The organism is Chryseobacterium sp. FP211-J200 (assembly GCF_001643375.1).
In the GTDB taxonomy this organism is placed as follows: domain Bacteria; phylum Bacteroidota; class Bacteroidia; order Flavobacteriales; family Weeksellaceae; genus Epilithonimonas; species Epilithonimonas ginsengisoli.
On the sequence record NZ_LSHB01000014.1, the window covers coordinates 72,975 to 90,987 of the forward strand.

Annotated in this window: 12 protein-coding genes; 9 read left to right on the forward strand and 3 right to left on the reverse strand. The window is 38.9% G+C overall.

Going from position 1 to position 18,013, the window contains the following annotated elements; translation table 11 throughout:
- Positions 1–40 precede the first annotated feature (40 nt).
- A complete protein-coding gene (locus AXA65_RS06080) occupies positions 41–3,694 on the reverse strand; it encodes an MMPL family transporter (RefSeq protein ID WP_063969234.1) in 3,654 nt (1,217 codons plus the stop codon).
- 263 nt (positions 3,695–3,957) lie between these two features.
- On the opposite strand from AXA65_RS06080, the gene topA reads away from it, so the two are divergent.
- Positions 3,958–6,528 carry a type I DNA topoisomerase gene (topA, locus tag AXA65_RS06085; RefSeq protein WP_063969235.1) on the forward strand — a complete coding sequence of 857 codons (2,571 nt, stop codon included), beginning with the start codon at positions 3,958–3,960 and terminating at the stop codon, positions 6,526–6,528.
- A gap of 96 nt (positions 6,529–6,624) precedes the next feature.
- On the opposite strand, the gene AXA65_RS06090 is transcribed toward topA, so the two are convergent.
- On the reverse strand, positions 6,625–7,176 hold the full coding sequence (locus AXA65_RS06090) for a hypothetical protein (protein ID WP_063969236.1): 552 nt from the start codon (positions 7,174–7,176) through the stop codon (positions 6,625–6,627).
- Between the two features lie 706 nt (positions 7,177–7,882).
- A complete protein-coding gene (locus AXA65_RS06095; RefSeq protein ID WP_063969237.1) occupies positions 7,883–8,098 on the reverse strand; it encodes a hypothetical protein in 216 nt (71 codons plus the stop codon).
- Between the two features lie 211 nt (positions 8,099–8,309).
- Between AXA65_RS06095 and AXA65_RS06100 the strand changes: the two genes are divergently transcribed.
- The 8 genes from AXA65_RS06100 (at position 8,310) to AXA65_RS06135 (ending at position 18,013) form a co-directional block, all read left to right on the forward strand.
- A complete protein-coding gene (locus tag AXA65_RS06100) occupies positions 8,310–9,392 on the forward strand; it encodes a glycoside hydrolase family protein (RefSeq protein WP_063969238.1) in 1,083 nt (360 codons plus the stop codon).
- A 411-nt stretch (positions 9,393–9,803) separates the two neighbouring features.
- On the forward strand, positions 9,804–11,153 hold the full coding sequence (locus AXA65_RS06105) for a hypothetical protein (RefSeq protein ID WP_086048090.1): 1,350 nt from the start codon (positions 9,804–9,806) through the stop codon (positions 11,151–11,153).
- A gap of 51 nt (positions 11,154–11,204) precedes the next feature.
- Positions 11,205–12,329 (forward strand): EpsG family protein, encoded by a 1,125-nt coding sequence (locus tag AXA65_RS06110; protein WP_063969239.1) that lies wholly within the window; start codon positions 11,205–11,207, stop codon positions 12,327–12,329.
- Between the two features lie 8 nt (positions 12,330–12,337).
- Positions 12,338–13,894, forward strand: coding sequence for a hypothetical protein (locus AXA65_RS06115; protein WP_063969240.1), 1,557 nt, complete (start codon positions 12,338–12,340; stop codon positions 13,892–13,894).
- Between the two features lie 3 nt (positions 13,895–13,897).
- Positions 13,898–14,968 carry a formimidoylglutamase gene (locus AXA65_RS06120; RefSeq protein WP_063969241.1) on the forward strand — a complete coding sequence of 357 codons (1,071 nt, stop codon included), beginning with the start codon at positions 13,898–13,900 and terminating at the stop codon, positions 14,966–14,968.
- 4 nt (positions 14,969–14,972) lie between these two features.
- Entirely contained in the window at positions 14,973–15,986 is a 1,014-nt protein-coding gene (locus tag AXA65_RS06125; protein ID WP_063969242.1) for a glycosyltransferase family 2 protein, read from the forward strand.
- Between the two features lie 79 nt (positions 15,987–16,065).
- Positions 16,066–17,115, forward strand: a complete 1,050-nt coding sequence (locus tag AXA65_RS06130) for a glycosyltransferase family 4 protein (RefSeq protein WP_228391632.1) — start codon at positions 16,066–16,068, stop codon at positions 17,113–17,115.
- A gap of 28 nt (positions 17,116–17,143) precedes the next feature.
- Positions 17,144–18,013: a polysaccharide biosynthesis/export family protein gene (locus AXA65_RS06135; protein WP_063969244.1), complete on the forward strand. Its 870-nt coding sequence runs from the start codon at positions 17,144–17,146 to the stop codon at positions 18,011–18,013.

Here is an 18,013-nt window from a genome sequence, read left to right on the forward strand (position 1 = left end):
AGAATTTAATATAAAAACAAAAATAAGATTTTCAAATTTATTATTTGCGTCTTAATACTTTAATTGATTCTGAATTGTGCTCTAAGTTAAAATTGAGATTGCCAGAAAGTTTGTTTTCTGTATTGAGGAAAATGATGGTTTCCGGTAAATCCGTGATTTCGGAAAGGTCAAAGTTCTGGTCAGAGATGAGGAGAACATCAATGGTTTTATAAATGTCAGAAAGGTTTTCGATGTAATTGAGTTTTCTTCTTTTGACTAAGTAATTTTGTTCCGCAACTTCCCGTTTCTCCTTATTTTTAATGAAACTAAATATCTTTCTACCAGCTTGCTGAATGGTCAGAAGGAAATCTTTCTGTCCATAATCATCAGCAATATGAAGAATGGTTGCATCTTTTGCGATGTATTTATTTAATTCAAAATAAACCGATTTGTTTTTATTGAAATCGTCTTTGACCGCTTTTACAACTTCGGTTTCTTTGTAGAGAAAGCTTAGGAATAGTTTCTTTTTGAAGTAATTCTCATCCTCGATTTCGTTTCTCAGTTTAGTAAATTCATTTCGGAAGTTTGAATTGATGTTTTTCGCGCGTTCTTTGTAAGTTGTTCCAAAACTCAAATCATCTTTGCTGATTCTGTCACCAACTTTCACCGTAATACTTCCATCATAAATAATGAAATCACCTTTCGGTAAAACTTCAGAATTCCCGTGAATGTAAAGTGGTAAAATGTCTAAACTAAATTCCTCAGCAAGATAAAAAGCACCTTTATGAAAACGCTTAACATCATTTGTGTATGACCTTTCAGCTTCTGGAAAAACGACAAGCGAATAACCTTGGTCAATTTTTTCTTTCAATTTTTCTTTTCCGTTTTCGATGCCTTGAGAAACCGGGAAAAAGCCCAACGCTTTCACGAGTTTTCCAAAAATAGGCGAATCATAGACCCAATCGTTCACAAGATAAACTATTTTGTGCGTCGTCATTCCAATCGCCAAAGTATCGAGGAACGACGTGTGATTTGCAATGATAATAGCTGGTTTGCTAAAATCTTCGTTCGGATTGGTAATGACCTTTTTCTTCACAAATGGATTTCCGTAAAGCACAGATTTCATAAACTTGGCCAAAATCAATTTGATAATATCCAAAGTTTTTCCTTTCGCGTTTTTTACGAAAACACTTCCAAGCGCAGAGAACATCAATCCGCCCAAACCATAATAAATAAACAGAATCACAGAATGTAAAAACAGTCTGAAGGTAATTGGCGAAAGTCCTTTTTTGGTTCGGTTAATTATTAAAAATCTAAACCAAAACGGATATAAAGTTGAGGTAATGATAATCACAGACAGCATTCCAATTAGTGCTACCAAAGCTAATGAATGCAACGCCGGGTGTTTTGCAAAAATCAAAGAACCGATGGACAGAATCGTCGTGAAAACTGCCAGAATAATTGAAATTCTGTACGTCGGAAGTTCATTTTTTCCTGTCGTATGTTCTTTCTGCATTGCCTTTGTGAGAAAAATACTGAAATCATCTCCAACGCCGAAAACCAATGTGCAAACAACGGTGCTGAAAATATTCAGTTCTAATCCTAAAAGAAATAAAATTCCCGCTGTCACAACGCCCGTGAGAACAATCGGAAACATGGTGAGAAGGGTCAATTCAAAATTTCTGAAGAAAACGATAATCGTTAAAACAATGGCCAAAAGCGAATAATTAATCAAGGTGTTGAAATCTCTTTTCAGCAATCCCAAAAAGTTCTCGTTCATTTGTTGGCGGTCGATGGCGATGGCGTCGTGTTTCTTTTCAACGTCTTTGATGAAAGCATCTCTTTTCTTTTCGTCCACTTTTACGACATTCGAAACGGTGTAAAAACCATTTTCCTGACTGAGAAATTCTGAGATTTGAAGGGCTTTTATTTTTTCGTAATCTTTTAAACTTAATGTAGAATAGTTTTTATTTAAATTTTCATTAAACTGATTGAATGCTGAAGAGTTAAAACCAAATTTATTTCCGTTGCTAACGAGTTCCGAAACAGTTTCATTTTTCTTGTTTTCGTTCCAGAATTTTTGCCAGATTTCTACTTTTTTCTGTTGATCCTTTTCAGAGAGAACAACGTTCCCAAGCGAATTGTAACTTAAGATTTTACCTTCTTTTTTTTCTGTCTCCAAAAACTTGCTCAAGTCTGAGTTTCTTGCCAAAGCTTCTTCCTCAGAATTTCCGTAAGAAATGGTGTAAATAGATTTTGAAGTGATGTCAGACAATTTTTCAAGTTTTGCCTCACTTATTTTTAAATCTTTCGGAATGTAATTCAGGTCGCCAATATCATCATTAAAACCAACGTGCCTGAAACCAAACAGACAGGCGATAATTACAAGCGAACAACCAATAATCAAAGGTTTGTTTTTCTCATAAGGATAATGCCCGATTTTATCGATGAAATTGGTATTCAGTTCACCTGATTTTTCTTTCGGATGATACAATTGCGGAACAATAATCAATGCCAAAACCGACGAAAACAGAACTGTAATCGAGGCAAAAAGTCCCAAATCTTTCAAAGCTTCCGAGCGTACAAAAACCAAACATAAAAATGAAACCGCCGTAGTTGCACTGCTCAGAATAATCGGCTGGGTAATTTCTTTGTAAAGTTCTTCAATATTGTTGTTGTGCTTATAATGCGTGAGAATGTGGAGTGCATAATCAATTGTAATTCCAATTAAAATGGCTCCGACGCTTAATGAAATGGCTGAAATTTTATCTTTAATAAAATACAAAACCATCAACGCGAGCAATACCGAAAATAAAGTCGGAAGAAAAATAACGATGGGTGTGAAAAAACTTCTAAAATAATAAATCAACAAAATCATTAGCACAGTCATCGAAATAATAACCGTATTCTGAATATCTTTCTTGATTTGTTGCGCATTCGCAACAGCAATTACCGGCGAACCAAAATAACTCAGCTCAGTTTTTCCGTTAAATTCTTTGTTGAGATTATCTTTAATTTCATTAAGTTGATTGACGAAAACCTCGTTATTTTTGGTGTCGTTGCTTTTGTTTTTCGGTTCGATGAAGAGCAGCAGGTTTTTTCCGTCTTTGGTTACGACGTAATTGTCTTCGAGCTTGAAATCTTTACTGATGTTTAATGCGTTCAGTTTTTTGATTCCAAGAAAAGTAATTCCCAGCGGATCTTTTTTTATGAATTCTTTCGTCACCAAACTCGTTGGGGAAACCAAAGAAACGTAATTGCTCTCAACCTGTTTGGCGATGCTGTCTTTGTTGAGCTTTCTTTCAATTTCCTGATAATCGTTGTCGTCTAAAAATAAAGGCAAATTCTGATTGACAAAATCAAACGTTTCTGAAATCTCGTTGTCATTCACTTTTCCCTGAATCGAGCCTATATATTTCTGTAAAGGTTTTGTTTTTTCTAAAAATTGGTCAGCTGTCTCTGATAGTTGGAAATTATCGTCCTTCGATTTCTTTTCGATAATGACAATGATTTTATCTGAAAAATTAAGTTGTTTCAGAACTTTCGCTGTTAAGTCAGACTTTTCGTTTTTCGGGATGATTTGATTGATGTCTTCTTCAAAGTTGATCTTCGAAGCCAAGAACAAACACAAAACAGCAATTCCCAAAGCCACAGCGACGGAAATAAATCGATTTTTGGAAATCAGATAATATAAATAGATGAAAAAACGATGCACTTTGAATTTGGTTCCGCTGTATTTCTACAGCTAAGAAATGGTTAGGGTTTTTGTGTTTTAGAACTTATTCATTTTCAAGGACTAAAATCGAAATTCTTATAAATTTGAGTCTGCGAATTTAATAAAAAAGTTAAGATTTTGAAAGTCAAAACTAGACTAATTTTTGTGGAAAATCAATAATATATATAAGGTATAGACAGGAGAAATAATTGTTAAAATGATTAATTACAAAAAAACGCCTACTTTTGCAAAAATTTTTCAGGATGCCAAAAAACTTAGTGATTGTCGAATCTCCGGCAAAAGCAAAAACAATTCAGAAATATTTAGGTTCAGATTTCGAGGTCAAATCCAGCTTCGGACACATCCGCGATCTGCCTAAAAAGGGAATGGGAATCGACTTGTCGAATTTCACGCCCGACTATGAAGTGTCTGCTGACAAGAAGAAGTTGGTGGCAGAATTGAAAGCCTCTGTGAAAAAAGCCGATATGGTTTGGCTGGCTTCCGATGAGGACCGCGAAGGAGAAGCGATTGCCTGGCATTTGGCGGACGAATTAAAATTAAAACCCGAAAATAGAAAAAGGATCGTTTTCCACGAGATCACCAAAAATGCGATCTTGAAAGCCATCGATAATCCAAGAGATATCGACCAGAATTTGGTTAACGCACAACAAGCAAGACGAGTTCTGGATAGGATCGTTGGTTTCGAAATGTCACCAGTTCTTTGGAAAAAAGTGAAAACTGGACTTTCTGCAGGACGTGTACAATCCGTTGCTGTAAGATTGGTGGTTGAAAGAGAAAAAGAGATCCGTGAGTTCACACCGAAACCGAGTTTCAAATTAGAAGGGATTTTCCTTAATAATGCGCAGCAGGAGATCTTGGCGAAATTGAAAAAAGATTTCGAGAAAGAATCTGATGCAGAGAACTTCCTGAACTTAGCCAAGACCACAGACTTCAAAGTTCTGAATGTAGAGACCAAACCAGGAACTAGAACAGCCTCTGCACCGTTCACGACTTCTACTTTGCAACAGGAAGCTTCTTCCAGACTTGGATACAATGTAACTTCCACGATGCGTTTGGCGCAGAGACTTTACGAAGAAGGATTTATCACTTATATGAGAACGGATTCCGTGAATCTTTCTCAGGAAGCCATCAATGGTGCAAAAGCACAGATCGTTTCTGAATACGGTGAGAATTATTCCAAGCCAAGAAATTACACGACAAAATCATCTTCTGCACAGGAAGCTCACGAGGCGATCCGCCCGACAGATTTCGCTTTGAAATCCATTGGTGACGCGCAGTTGAACAAATTATACCAATTAATCTACAGACGAACTTTGGCGTCTCAAATGGAGAATGCGAAGATCGAGAAAACTGTGATCGAAATTGGAAACGCCAAGTTGCCACAACACTTCGAAGCGCAAGGTGAAGTCATTATTTTCGATGGTTTCCTTAAGGCTTACGGCATTGTGAAAACGGAGGACGAAGATGACGAAAGCAACGAAAAATTGTTACCAAAAGTTTCCGTTGGCGAAGCTTTAGACTATAAAAAAATTACCGCGACAGAAAAATTCACGAGACCATCCGCAAGATTTACGGAAGCTGGTTTGGTGAAAAAACTGGAAGAGTTAGGCATCGGTCGTCCATCGACTTACGCACCAACCATTCAGACCATTCAGAATCGTGAGTATGTAGATAAGAGAGAACTTGAGCCACAAACGAGAGAGATCGTGAAAATGACATTGGGGAAATCTGGTGTCAAAAAAGAGGTGCTTCAGGAGAAATTCGGTGGTGATAAGAATAAATTTATCCCAACCGATATTGGTGAGGTTGTGAATGATTTCCTGACCAATAATTTTGCTGAGATCCTGGATTACGGTTTCACGGCGAAAGTTGAAGAAAGTTTTGACCACATTGCAAATGGCGACCAGAAGTGGAAGGAGATGATGACGGATTTCTATTCCAAATTCCATCCAAGGATTGAAGACGTTGAGGAAAATGCAGACCGTGCGAATGGTGAAAGGATCTTGGGTGTTGACCCGAAATCCGGTAAAAATGTTCACGCAAGAATTGGAAGATTCGGACCGATGATCCAGATCGGAGAACAGGATGACGAGGAGAAGCCAATCTTTGCCTCATTGATGGCGCATCAGAATATCGCAACCATCACTTTGGAAGACGCTTTGGAAGTGTTCAGACTGCCTTTCGATTTGAAAGAAGTTGACGGACAACCTGTTGCTGTTGGTGTTGGAAGATTCGGACCGTATGTGAAATGGGGCGAGACCTACATCAGCATTCCGAAAGGTGAAGACCCACTTTCCGTGGATCAAAACCGTGCAGAGGAAATCATCAACGAAAAGAAAGTGGCAGACGCGCCAATCGCAAGCTACAAAGGTGAACCAGTGACGAAAGGAACGGGAAGATTCGGACCTTTTATCAAATACCAAAGTATCTTCATCAACGTTCCGAAACGCTATAACTTCGATAATCTATCTCAAAGCGACATCAATGAACTCATCGATGCTAAATTGGAGAAAGAGGCCAACCGATACATCCAACATTGGGAAGCCGAAAAGATCTCCATCGAGAATGCGAGATGGGGACCGATCGTGAAACACGGCAAGAACATCCACAAGATCCCGAAAAAGAAAGACGACACCAAGTACGAAGCAGACGAACTAAAAGACGTTTCCCTGGGTGAGGTGAAAAAATGGATCACAGCGCAAGACCCAAAAGCCTTCGTTGAGAAAAAGAAACCTGCAGCGAAAAAGCCAGCGGCCAAAAAAGCAACCACTGCGAAGAAAGCACCGGCAAAGAAACCTGCTGCTAAGAAGTAATAGTTTTTAAACTTAAAATATAAAACCCCTTTTGATGATCTTCAAGAGGGGTTTTGTTTTATTATTAATTGGAGATACGAGTTAGGAAACTAGATATTATTTTTCAAACTTTCCATTTTCAGTGATTTTTGTTTCCCAGCCTTGTGTAATTGCTTGGCCTTGGTCTACGAAAACTTCCATGGATGAAACTTTGTGATTTGAAATCTTGCTTGAAAGATGATTCACATTGTCAATACGTTTGAAAACAAGCAATGAATCAATGATGTTGAAATATTGGTCGTAATTTATCAAGTACCAATCTACTTGATTTATTTTTTTCGAGGAGATAATAATTGACAAAAAATTTTTTGAAACATCAATTTTTCGGCAGAAGTAAAACCCTTTAGATCTTTCATCAAGAGAGTTCAGATGTAACAATTTGATGGCTTTATCATCTAGTTTAGTTCCTTTGTTTAAAATAGTATCAGTTTCACTAAGATTCTGAAAATCAATCTTTTTTAAATAAGTTTCAAAATCTATGTTGCCCTCTTTTAACGCTTTATTAATTGCTTGATCAGGACTTACATTCTTTTGTGAAAAGCAATTGACAAATACAAGTAATAACGACGATAAAAGGAAAATTCTGTGTATGTTTTTGGATTGATTCATTTTGCTGGGTATTAATAATAAGTCTATCTGAAAAAGTAGTGTTTGTTAGATAAGCAATGTTTTTTCCCAATGAAAAATCATAACAAGAGGATGATAAGACTCCGCTGCGCAAAGTCTCCCGACTTTGAGCACATCTCACTCATCATAACAATTATTAACTACTCAAATATACCCACAATTCCCAATCCACCCAAAAACACCCACAACACACCCTTTTGCACTTCAGACAATACCTTTATCCCAGCTAATGAAATGACAAGTACTCTTGGTTTATACCAATTGCATAACAGGGCCGCTTTGGAAAGATATAGCATTCACGAATTTACGCCTTGGTAAACTGATGGGTGTTTGACTGAAGGTTACGGTACTAAGCTTTTGTCAAAGTAGTGTTATAGGTTACCCGAGTATTATTATAGGGTAGTCGACTATTGTTACAGGTTACCCGAGTATTGTTACAGGTTGTCGGAGTATTATTACAGGTTGCCAGATTATTATTACAGGTTACCGGAGTATTGTTACAGGTTACCGGAGTATTATTATAGAGTACCGAAGTAGTATTATAGATAGTTTTTAAGACGGAAAGGTATTATAGCAAGCGCTATCAACACTCTGGGATGCTTCACAACTAGAGTGGGAAGGGATAACGGTTGTCTATTTTGCCAGTGCAGTGTGTTGTCAAGACCGGAAGTGATGTTTTTATTAGTGGTCAAACTTTGAATAGCAGATTGATTTCTGTGTAGTCTCTTACTTTCTGCACGGTGGCTACAGTCTTGTCTCCCATTTTGAAGATCGTTTCCTTTTCTTCCGAAGTCAATCCTTGCAGAAATGGCGCGAGTAGCGTTCTGCATTCTTGTAATTTTTCTGTCACTTCCGCAATCACGGTTTGAGTAATTTCAACGCTGATTTGATTTTTTGTACTCATCGTTTGTGTATTTAATTTGTTAAACAGTTTAAAATTAGCGAATTAAAACATATGATTGTTTTTCATGGGTTAATTTTTTATTGATTTAATGATTTTTGAGAATAAATATCTTAAAATCAAAAGATTAAATTTCTGCTTTTTAAAAAGCCAAGCCGAAACCGCAGGACACTCCCCGCAAGCATTTCCATTAATTTAGCTGAAAATCAAATCAATGAAGCCACCAAAACACATCACCCGCAAAGACTTTTTACAGACCTCCGCTTTAGGTGTTGCAGCCGTGGTTTTTGGGACATCATTCACCAAGGCATTTGATTTTTCTGAGAAGCCTTACTTCAAATTGAAACCAGTTGGGAGACGGTTTTCCCTCGATGGCTACTACAGCTGGTGCAGTTCCCCGATCTGGGGCGACGATGGCAAAGTCCACCTTTTCTATTCCCGATGGAAAAAGGAAAAAGGAATGGGCGGCTGGCTCAACGGCTCCGAGATCTGCCGGGCAGAAGCCGATTCGCCGTTCTCCGAATTCCAGCACAAGCAAGTCATTCTCACACCACGAGGTGGCGACTTTTGGGATGCAACGACTTGCCACAATCCATTGATCAAAAAAGTAGATGACCAATATTTACTCTTCTTTATGGGCAATTCCAATGGGAAAACCAACACCAAAAGAATCGGATTGGCGACATCCAAAACCCTCGACGGCGATTGGGCAAGACCAGACCAACCTCTATTGCTTCCCGGGAAGGACGGCGCGTGGGACGACCATTGTACTACCAATCCTGCTTTCGTAAAGGGCAACGACGGCCAATATTGGCTGTTCTACAAATCCTGGAACACCCACGAGTACGAAACCCAAAAAGGCCCCGTCCGAGGCAACCGGAAATACGGCTTGGCCAAATCAGATTCGCCACTGGGACCTTACACCAAAGTCTCCGAAAATCCCGTCATCGATTTCTCCAATCTGCCGAACAACGCCCAACTGGAGGACGCCTTCATCTGGAAACAGAATGGCCAATTCCATATGATAGCGCGCGACATGGGATTCTACAACCACGAGTACGGCCTGCATCTCACCACCAAAGATGGCATCCAATGGACAAAACCAAAGGTCGCCTACCTCGAGATGAAGCATTACATCCAGGAACCCGAGCCGCCAAAACACCTGAAACGATTCGGAAGGCTGGAGCGCCCAATGCTGCTGATGAGCAAAGACGGGAAAAAACCACAGGTTCTCTTCGGTACCACGCAGGGTGGCGCGTTCGAGACCTCTACCACGTTTGTCTTCGAGATCTTGTAAGAGTGGTTTAACCGCACAAGCGCTCCAACACTCAAACCCTCCAACTCAATCAGGAGCCGGGAACCTGCTTTCCGTTGCAATCTTTTTTGCATCACGTTGTCAGGCTGAGGTTCACGAAGCCCACGCAAAAAAGGATTTTCACTGCAATCAGGGCTATGGGTTTGGTCATAGATCAGTGATTGCCCATTGATTGAAAGTTTTTCTGTAGATCACGGCACTTCGACTCCGCTCAGTGTGACAACTTTAAACAATAAGCAATTGTCATGCACAGGCTCTCGAAGTATTTATGGATGTCAGGCTGAGCGGAGTCGAAGCCTTTTGATAAAAAGTGCGACAATCATAAAAAACTAAAGACTTTCTAAAGTTTTATTAATATTTTTGACCATTCTAAAAAACAAAACACATTCCTGAATGGGGGAAAAATTACAATGGGCCACACTGAAAAACTTTCCTTGGATCGTCTTTTTTGTGGCGGTCTTTATTTGGGTGGCGATTGCCGGTGCCAATTTCTATTACCAAAGTCAAGGTGGTTTTACGGGAACAGGTCCACTTTTCCCGATCTCGGTGATCTATCCCAACCAGTTTTTGTGGAGCGGTTTTGTGTTCGCCTTTCTGTTTTTGTTCGCCGGGATTTTCGCTTTCCAATACTCGAAAAAACTGAATGTCTATCTTCTCTTTTTGGTTGCCATCGCTCTTGTGGTTTTAGGCAATCTGAGTCAGGGCAACTTCGATATCGCTTTTCTGCAACCATTTTATTTGAAAGGAAGACAATATTATGCAGACGCAATTCATATTACAGATGGCGCAATTTGGCTTCGTGATTTTACAAAGAACCTGGAGCATTTTCAGCTCCATACCAGAACACATCCACCATTTGTGACACTCTTGCATTTTTGGATCCTGAATATTTCTAACATCGAAACCCTGGCGATCGTGTTCTTTGCCATCGGATGTTTGTCTTTCCCTCTATTTTATAAGATCCTGGATTATCTCGGCTTCGAGGAGTCTCGGAGAAAATGGCTGTTGCTTTTGTTTGCAGTGATCCCATCGGTCAATATTTATCTTTTGGTGTCCATCGATTCTTTGGTGCTGACTTCCACGATGATCTTTCTTTTAGGATTTGCGAGGATATTTCATCAAAATAAAATTGATGTCACCGCTTTTCTATTGGTCAGTTTAGGATTGATATCAACGAACCTGATCACGTTTTCTGGTTTGTTTCTATTTGCATTTCTGGGCTGTTTCAGTTTCTATTTTCTGTTGAAGGGAAAATGGAATTTCGTTTGGCTCAGCTTGATGGTAGCGGTAGTTTGTGCATTGGGTTTCCTTATCATTCATGCGACCACAGGCTATGGTCACCTTGACACATTCTTAGAAGCTTCACATTCCGAGAATCCGGATGGTTTCCGATTGCTGCACCAGCCGTTTGTTTATCTGATGACCAGGCTTGAGGATATTGGTGAGATCCTTCTTTTTCTCTCTTTCGGATTTGTAGCCGTGTTCTTTTCGAAGAAAGCCGTGACAGAGGTTTTTGGAGATCAAAAATTGAACATTCTGTTTTTCTCGGCTATTTCGGCTTTGTCAGCAATGCTTTTGACCGGCGCTTACGGAACTGGGGAAACGGCGAGAGCGTGCTTGTTCTTGGTTCCCTACTTTTTGATCTTGTTGAAGGACGTGGATTCTGATCAGTTCAAGATCCTATTTTATCTCTGTCTTTTTCAGACATTTGGGATGCAGATGATCGGGAATTTTTATTGGTAGCAAATAAGAACTATTTTTGAACAATAAAGAAGACGTTTTCAACTTGACCAAATGATTTTTTTACATCCAGCTTTTACGTTACTATTCGTTCTGCTAATTCTTTTTAGTTTTCAGGAGGTCTATCGCAATGAAGAGAAAAAGTCTGCCTTTGCCATTTGGTTCATCGCTATCTTTATGATCGTTCTCATAGGACTTCGCGGGAATGTGGGCGCCGATTATCCTATTTATAGGTCGTTCTATTCGTTGTATTTCCCAACTGTAGACTATTCACAGATCGTGGACCGAATGCTTTTCCGCCAATCTGCCATAGACATCGAGTGGATGTACGTTTTGCTGAACAAATGGGTCTTCGCTTTTGGCGGCCCCTTTCAAACCTTTACGCTTGTAAGCGCAATCATCACAATTGGCGTGAAACTGCATATCTATTACAAAAATTCACTTTATCCGATCTTTACGGTCCTGCTGTTCTTCATACCGGGTTTCTTCATTGCAGATAGTGGACATATGAGGCAGGCACTTGGTATGACGATGTGTCTGGTCTCCTACCAGTTTATAAAAAGCAGAAAATTTTGGTGGTTTTTGTTATGCCTTTACGTGGCCTATGGTTTTCATAAGTCTGCGATCATCTTTCTTCCAGCGTATTGGCTTGTGTTGGTGCCTATGAATTCCAATAGGATCTTCTATGCCATCATTACATGTGTGATCCTGTCGCCATTCCAGGTCTATAACTTATTTTCCGGCTTCTTGAGTGGGCTTAATCTTCAGGATGTTTCCAATGGTTACAATGGATATATTGGCTATGAGGACAAGGCTTCCAGCTTCATGGATGGCGTGATGGTGCTCAATTCCCTGCTTGTGATAGCCTATGACAAGGTCGCCAGTAAGAAGATCTGGTACTATGAATACATGAGGAATATTGTGGTCGTGGGGATATGTTTGTATTTTATCTTTAGGGATAATCCGGTGTTCTCTACAAGGCTGGTGGGGGTTTACATCAGTTTTACCTGTATCATCATACCGAATATCATTGCGTCGCTCAATTTGAATATGAAGCGGATGTGGCACCTGTTCTTTGTCGCGTTTATGATATTTTACTATTTTGTATTCGCTAGTTATCAAGGAAACGCAGGCCGATTCACGCCAGATAGGTATCAGAATTTCCTTTGGACCAATTAAATCAAATAATGAAAAAAACAACGATATTCTTTTTATCAATTTTGCTTTTAGCGCTGCTGGTCTTTTATAATCTTCAGGTTGTAATGGTGTTTGCCGGACGATTTATCTATCCATTGGACGATGCCTACATTCACTTGTCTATGGCGAAAAACTTTGCCGAATTCAGTGTCTGGGGAATTACACAATACGAATTTTCTTCCGCAACTTCTTCTCCGCTTTTCACATTTTTGCTAGCGATTCTGATCAAGGTTTTTGGTAATTGGGAATATATTCCGTTGGTCGCAAATTCAGTGGCTGGGTTGTTTTTGGTTTGGGTTTCCCACAATTATCTGAAGCAATTTTCGAAGTTGACTTATACCATTTTTCTCTTTTCAATAGTTTTATTAATGCCATTGCATCTGATGATCATGACAGGAATGGAGCATGTTTTCCACACTTTGACAATGATTTTGGTATTGCTCGCTTTCAAAAAATATTTGGAGCACCAGACGCCGAGAGGCTTTTCCAACCTGGCTTTGCTTGCAATTGTGGCAACAGGTTTCAGATACGAAAGTTTGTTCTTCATATTTTTCATGTGCGTTTATCTTTTCTTCATCAAGAAAGAATATTTTCAAAGCATTGCCCTAGGATTGTTTGCTATGACGCCAGTTTTGATCTACGGTTGGATCTCTTTAGATCACGGTTCGTTCTTTCTTCCAAATTCTCTGATCTTAAAAGGAAATACAAATCATGGATTCGTAGGATTTATTACCAGAATGGCAGGGAATGGTTTTCGGGGAATTTCCGTTTTGATATTGGTTCTGATTCTGATTGCCCAGATTTTCATTAAAGCGAAAAGTCAAAAATTATGGATGGATAAGATCTCCAAAAATGCAATTCCGTTGGTTGTCTTTTTCGGGTTTTCATTGCATCTTATGTTTGCCAATTTTGGTTGGCTCATTCGTTATGAGGCGTATTTGGTGGTTATAGTTTTATTTGCAATTGCGCCTTTTGCTGATAGCGTATTTCAGAAAAAAACAGGAAACATCATTCTCAAGACTGAGATCATCGTATTTCTTTTGGTCGTATTTTGTTTACGTTTCATTCCAATGGTGAAAAATCAAAACCTCGCTTCCAAGAATATCTTTGACCAACAGATCCAACTGGCAGATTTCCTTCACAAGTATTATAAGAATTCCAAGATCGTAGCCAATGATATTGGGGCAATTACTTACTATAATAATATCCATCTGCTGGACACTTATGGGCTTGGGAGTATCGAGGTTGCTAAACGTAGGAAAGATGAGCATGGTAAATTTACTGACAGTAAAAATCTTCAGGATTACATCTCCAACACCTCAAAATCTCAGGATTTTGATATCGCTTTGGTGTATGATAGTTGGGCGCATATGCCTGATTATTTTACCAAAGTTGGAACGCTTGCCATCCAGGATAATTATATTTGTGGGGGAAGTACGGTTACTTTCTACTCAGTGAAAAAGGAAAATGCAGAGAAACTTAGATCGCAGTTGGTGCAGTTTTCCAAAGAAGTACCAAAAGACGTTAGCATCAAAATTATAAATTAGAATATGAACTTCGAAGATTTTATCATTCCACCAAGGAAGATCAGAACAGAGAATTGGCAGATCGGGGAAAAGGTCATCAATGAGATCAAAGAGGACAGCATTGTTTTACTTTTCCTCTCAGATTATCGTGGTGCAAATGGGGATGCAGACAGCCAGGAGTTTACGCAGATCCGAAGAGAGTTTTACAAGCTTTCTCAGCTCGATTTCGATATTCCGATCGTGGACCTGGGCGACCTTGTTTCTGGGAAAACGCCTCAGGATTCGCATTACATTTTGCAGGAGGTTTTGTCGGCTTGCCATTACAAAAACGCCATTCCAATCATCATTGGTGGAAGCAATGATTTCGCTTTCTCGCTTTTTTCTGCACTTAGTTTTCATCAGACCGACATCAACTATACGCAGATCAGCAACGTTGTTTCTTTGAAGCATGATGAAGAAATTCACGAGTCAAATTTCCTCAGTAAGATTTTAGGCTCCAAAAATTTCTCGATCAAAAATTACCATCACCTTGGTTATCAGAAACATTTGAATGAGTCCGATTCTGTGAAGCTCATCAAAGAAGTTCAGTTTGATATTATCCGATTGGCAGAGATGATGAATTCTACCGAGAAGACCGAGCCTTACTTCCGAAAAGCAGACTTGGTGACGATCAATTGTGATGCGGTCGAAAGTTTCAATGAACCTTTTTCCATCAATCCGCAAGTGAACGGACTTAATAAAAGAGAAGTTTGTGCTTATATGAAGGAGATTGGACTTGGCGAAAAACTAAAATCGGTCGGGATCTTCAATTACAATATCTATTCGGATTCTCAGCTCAACCATCAGCTTCTGGCGCAGATGCTTTGGTATCTCATCGAGGGGATCAATATCCAGAGATCGCATCCGAAGGAGAAATCGTTTGAGACATTTTTTGTTTTGATCAATGATAATCAATACGCTTTCAAGAGAGATGTTTTCAGCAATCTTTGGTATTTTGGCGAGGACGAGGATATTGATAATTGCATTCCGTGCTCACGTTCAGATTTTGATGAGGCGAAGAGAGGTTTTCTAAGTTCTAGATTTACTAGAAATTAAAATAATGAGTCTGGATCTTCCCATAAAAGTTTCCATCATCGTTCCGGTTTATAATGTTGAATTATATCTGGAGAAATGCTTGTTGTCATTGGTCGATCAAACTTTGAAGGAGATTGAAATTTTGGTCATCAATGATGGAAGTAAGGATAATTCTCAACAGATTATTGACGATTTTCAGGAAAAATATCCAGGAAAAATATTTGGTTTTATCAAAGAAAATGGAGGTCTAAGTGATGCACGTAATTTCGGGATCGATAGAGCAAGAGGACAATATCTTGGTTTTGTAGACAGTGATGATTATGTCTCGGAAACGATGTTTGAGGAGTTGTACAGTCTTGCAGAAAAACATCAAGCGGAAATGGCGGTCTGCAATCTTCAAAAAGTGGATGAAGAAGGAAATGTCACTCAAAAACTCACACAATTACCCGGTTTTCCAGAGAAGATTGTTCTCGAAGATCATCTTTCAGTTTTTTCAGACATTTCATATTTTGCCTGCAACAAGCTTTTTAAAAAGGATTTGTTTAATGAGAAACGATTCAAAAAGGGAATTCATTTTGAGGATATCGAGCTCATTCCACAACTTTTGTTAGAGTGTCAAATTTTGGCTTTTACACCCAATTTTCATTATCAATATTTGGAGCGGGAAGATTCTATCAGCAAAAGTCATACGACGAAAGGTCTTGATATTTTGAAGGCGGTGGAAACTGTTGAGCAGTCGTTCAATAAAAGTAGATTTTCTGATCAAAAAGAGGCTTTGAAGAATTTTCAGATCTTGGAAGGTGTGTACACGTTTTTGGCCTATTTAGCTTTTGTGAAAAAAGATGAGGATTTTTACAAAATGTCGCATGTTTTGGATGATTTTATGACTTCTAAAGGCTTAAAAACTAAAGAAATATTGCAATTTAATCGGTTTGGTAAGAATTATCTGTTATCTTTGCCATTGAAAAAAAAAATATACTATCTCTTATATTTCTTCGGGTTTAAGGGACTTATCAGGAGATTAATGAGTAGAAATTGAAATCCAGAAACATTAGTCATCAATGAATAATTTCCAAGTTTTTCTAGAGAGTTACGGGATATCTTTTTTCTATTTCAAAATGTTTTTGGGATTTGCATTTTCTTTTCTGATCACTTATCTGGCAATCCCTACGATCATAAAAATATCGAGACGCAAAAATCTGATGGATGAGCCTGATGCCAGGAGTTCACATCTTAGGAAAATTCCCAACTTGGGTGGTATTGCTGTCTTTTTCTCCTTGGGCGTTTGCGCTCCCATCTTCGCATACGAATTGTTTGACCGCTACAAATTTCTGTTTGCATCGTTTATCATCTTGTTCTTCGTGGGCGTTATGGATGATATCATGGTCCTGAGAGCTTATAAGAAATTACTAGCACAGATCCTGGTCTCAGCATTGATGGTCATTGGGTCGGACGTCAGGATTAGAAGTCTTTTTGGGCTGTTCGGTGTTTATGAGATCAACTATTACATCAGTGTATTGTTCAGTATTCTAACATTCATCATTTTGATCAATGCATTCAATCTGATTGATGGCATTGATGGTCTGGCAGGAAGTTATACCGTGGTGACAAGTGCACTTTTCGGGATCAGTTTTTTCCGACTGGGAAATCACAATGATCCTTTGGTGATCCTTTGCGTGATCCTGATTGCAGCCTCTTTGGGTTTTCTGATCTATAATTTATCTAATAAAAGAAGCAGCAAGATCTTTATGGGTGATACGGGCTCAATGATATTGGGTTTTTTATTGTCGTTTACAGGAATCTCATTTATTGATATTTTCATCGCAAAGAAGGACGATGTGTTCTATCATTTGCAGGCAGCTCCTGTTATCGCAGTAGCAATCCTGATTTTACCGATAGTGGATACCATAACGGTGATCATCACAAGGATATATCACAAAAAGTCCATCATGTCTCCGGATAAGAACCATATTCACCACAAACTACTGAATCTTGGATTGAGTCATAAGCGGTCAACCGCGCTTATCATATCTTATTTTCTTTTGATCATTGCGGTGACATACTGCTTGAGACATTTGAACGTTAACCAGTTATTGATTATCATTATGATATTGGGTTTTATGGGGGCTTATTTGCCTATTTTTTTATTGAGATTCAAAAAAGATTAATTTGTTATATTTTTGCAAAAAAACATTGATGAAAAAACGTTATTCATTTAACATACTATTATTACTTATTTTACTTGGACTATCTTCTTGCATCTCGAGAAAAGATATCAGATATCTGCAGCCAAGTGAAAGCCTCACTATCAACGAGGAAGGACTGGTTCCTTACAATGTCCCGGAATATAGGGTGACCAAAGGAGATATATTGACGCTAAATGTGGTGACGACGCCAAAAGGTGATGCAGCTCAGTTTTATTCGTCACTCAATACATCCTCCTCAGGTACCGGAACTCAACAATCTGCTGGTGGTGCGGCTGGAGGACAATCTGGAGGTGCTGGCGGAAATGGTGGAAACGCAACATTTTATTTTAACGGATTGAAGGTAGACTCCAATGGGGAAGTCAACATTTTTGGAATTGGCTATGTGAAAGCAGAAGGTCGAACGGTTGAAGATATGACCAAGGAGATACAGACCAGAGTCAATGAGAATTTTTTACAAGGAAAATCAGAGGTTAGGCTCAATTTGGATGGGATCCGTTATTACATATTGGGCGATATAGAAACTACAGGTGTCACAGGTGAAAAAACAGCGTATGTCACTCAGCTCAACATTATGCAAGCCCTTGCGATGAATGGCGGTTTGAACAGGACCGTGGATAGAAAAAGTATTACCATTCACAGGAAATATCCGGAAGGCATAAAGACTGCAAAGCTGGACCTGACCCGAGAAGATGCAATGAACTCACCATATTATTGGTTGCAAAATGGCGATATCATCTATCTCAATACCAATGGAAAAAGCATCAATGGATTTGGAAAGGAACCACTACAGGTTTTGACAACTGGAGTCTCTTTGATCACAACAGTAATGTCTATTTATTTAATTCTTAAGACGTTATAG

What these genes read in the sequence shown, in the direction of transcription:
- topA (WP_063969235.1), top strand. Translation starts at nt 3,958, where the DNA reads ATGCCAAAAAACTTAGTGATTGTCGAATCTCCGGCAAAAGCAAAAACA.
- AXA65_RS06090 (WP_063969236.1), bottom strand. Translation starts at nt 7,176, where the DNA reads ATGAATCAATCCAAAAACATACACAGAATTTTCCTTTTATCGTCGTTA.
- AXA65_RS06095 (WP_063969237.1), bottom strand. Translation starts at nt 8,098, where the DNA reads ATGAGTACAAAAAATCAAATCAGCGTTGAAATTACTCAAACCGTGATT.
- AXA65_RS06100 (WP_063969238.1), top strand. Translation starts at nt 8,310, where the DNA reads ATGAAGCCACCAAAACACATCACCCGCAAAGACTTTTTACAGACCTCC.
- AXA65_RS06105 (WP_086048090.1), top strand. Translation starts at nt 9,804, where the DNA reads ATGGGGGAAAAATTACAATGGGCCACACTGAAAAACTTTCCTTGGATC.
- AXA65_RS06110 (WP_063969239.1), top strand. Translation starts at nt 11,205, where the DNA reads ATGATTTTTTTACATCCAGCTTTTACGTTACTATTCGTTCTGCTAATT.
- AXA65_RS06115 (WP_063969240.1), top strand. Translation starts at nt 12,338, where the DNA reads ATGAAAAAAACAACGATATTCTTTTTATCAATTTTGCTTTTAGCGCTG.
- AXA65_RS06120 (WP_063969241.1), top strand. Translation starts at nt 13,898, where the DNA reads ATGAACTTCGAAGATTTTATCATTCCACCAAGGAAGATCAGAACAGAG.
- AXA65_RS06125 (WP_063969242.1), top strand. Translation starts at nt 14,973, where the DNA reads ATGAGTCTGGATCTTCCCATAAAAGTTTCCATCATCGTTCCGGTTTAT.
- AXA65_RS06130 (WP_228391632.1), top strand. Translation starts at nt 16,066, where the DNA reads ATGTTTTTGGGATTTGCATTTTCTTTTCTGATCACTTATCTGGCAATC.
- AXA65_RS06135 (WP_063969244.1), top strand. Translation starts at nt 17,144, where the DNA reads ATGAAAAAACGTTATTCATTTAACATACTATTATTACTTATTTTACTT.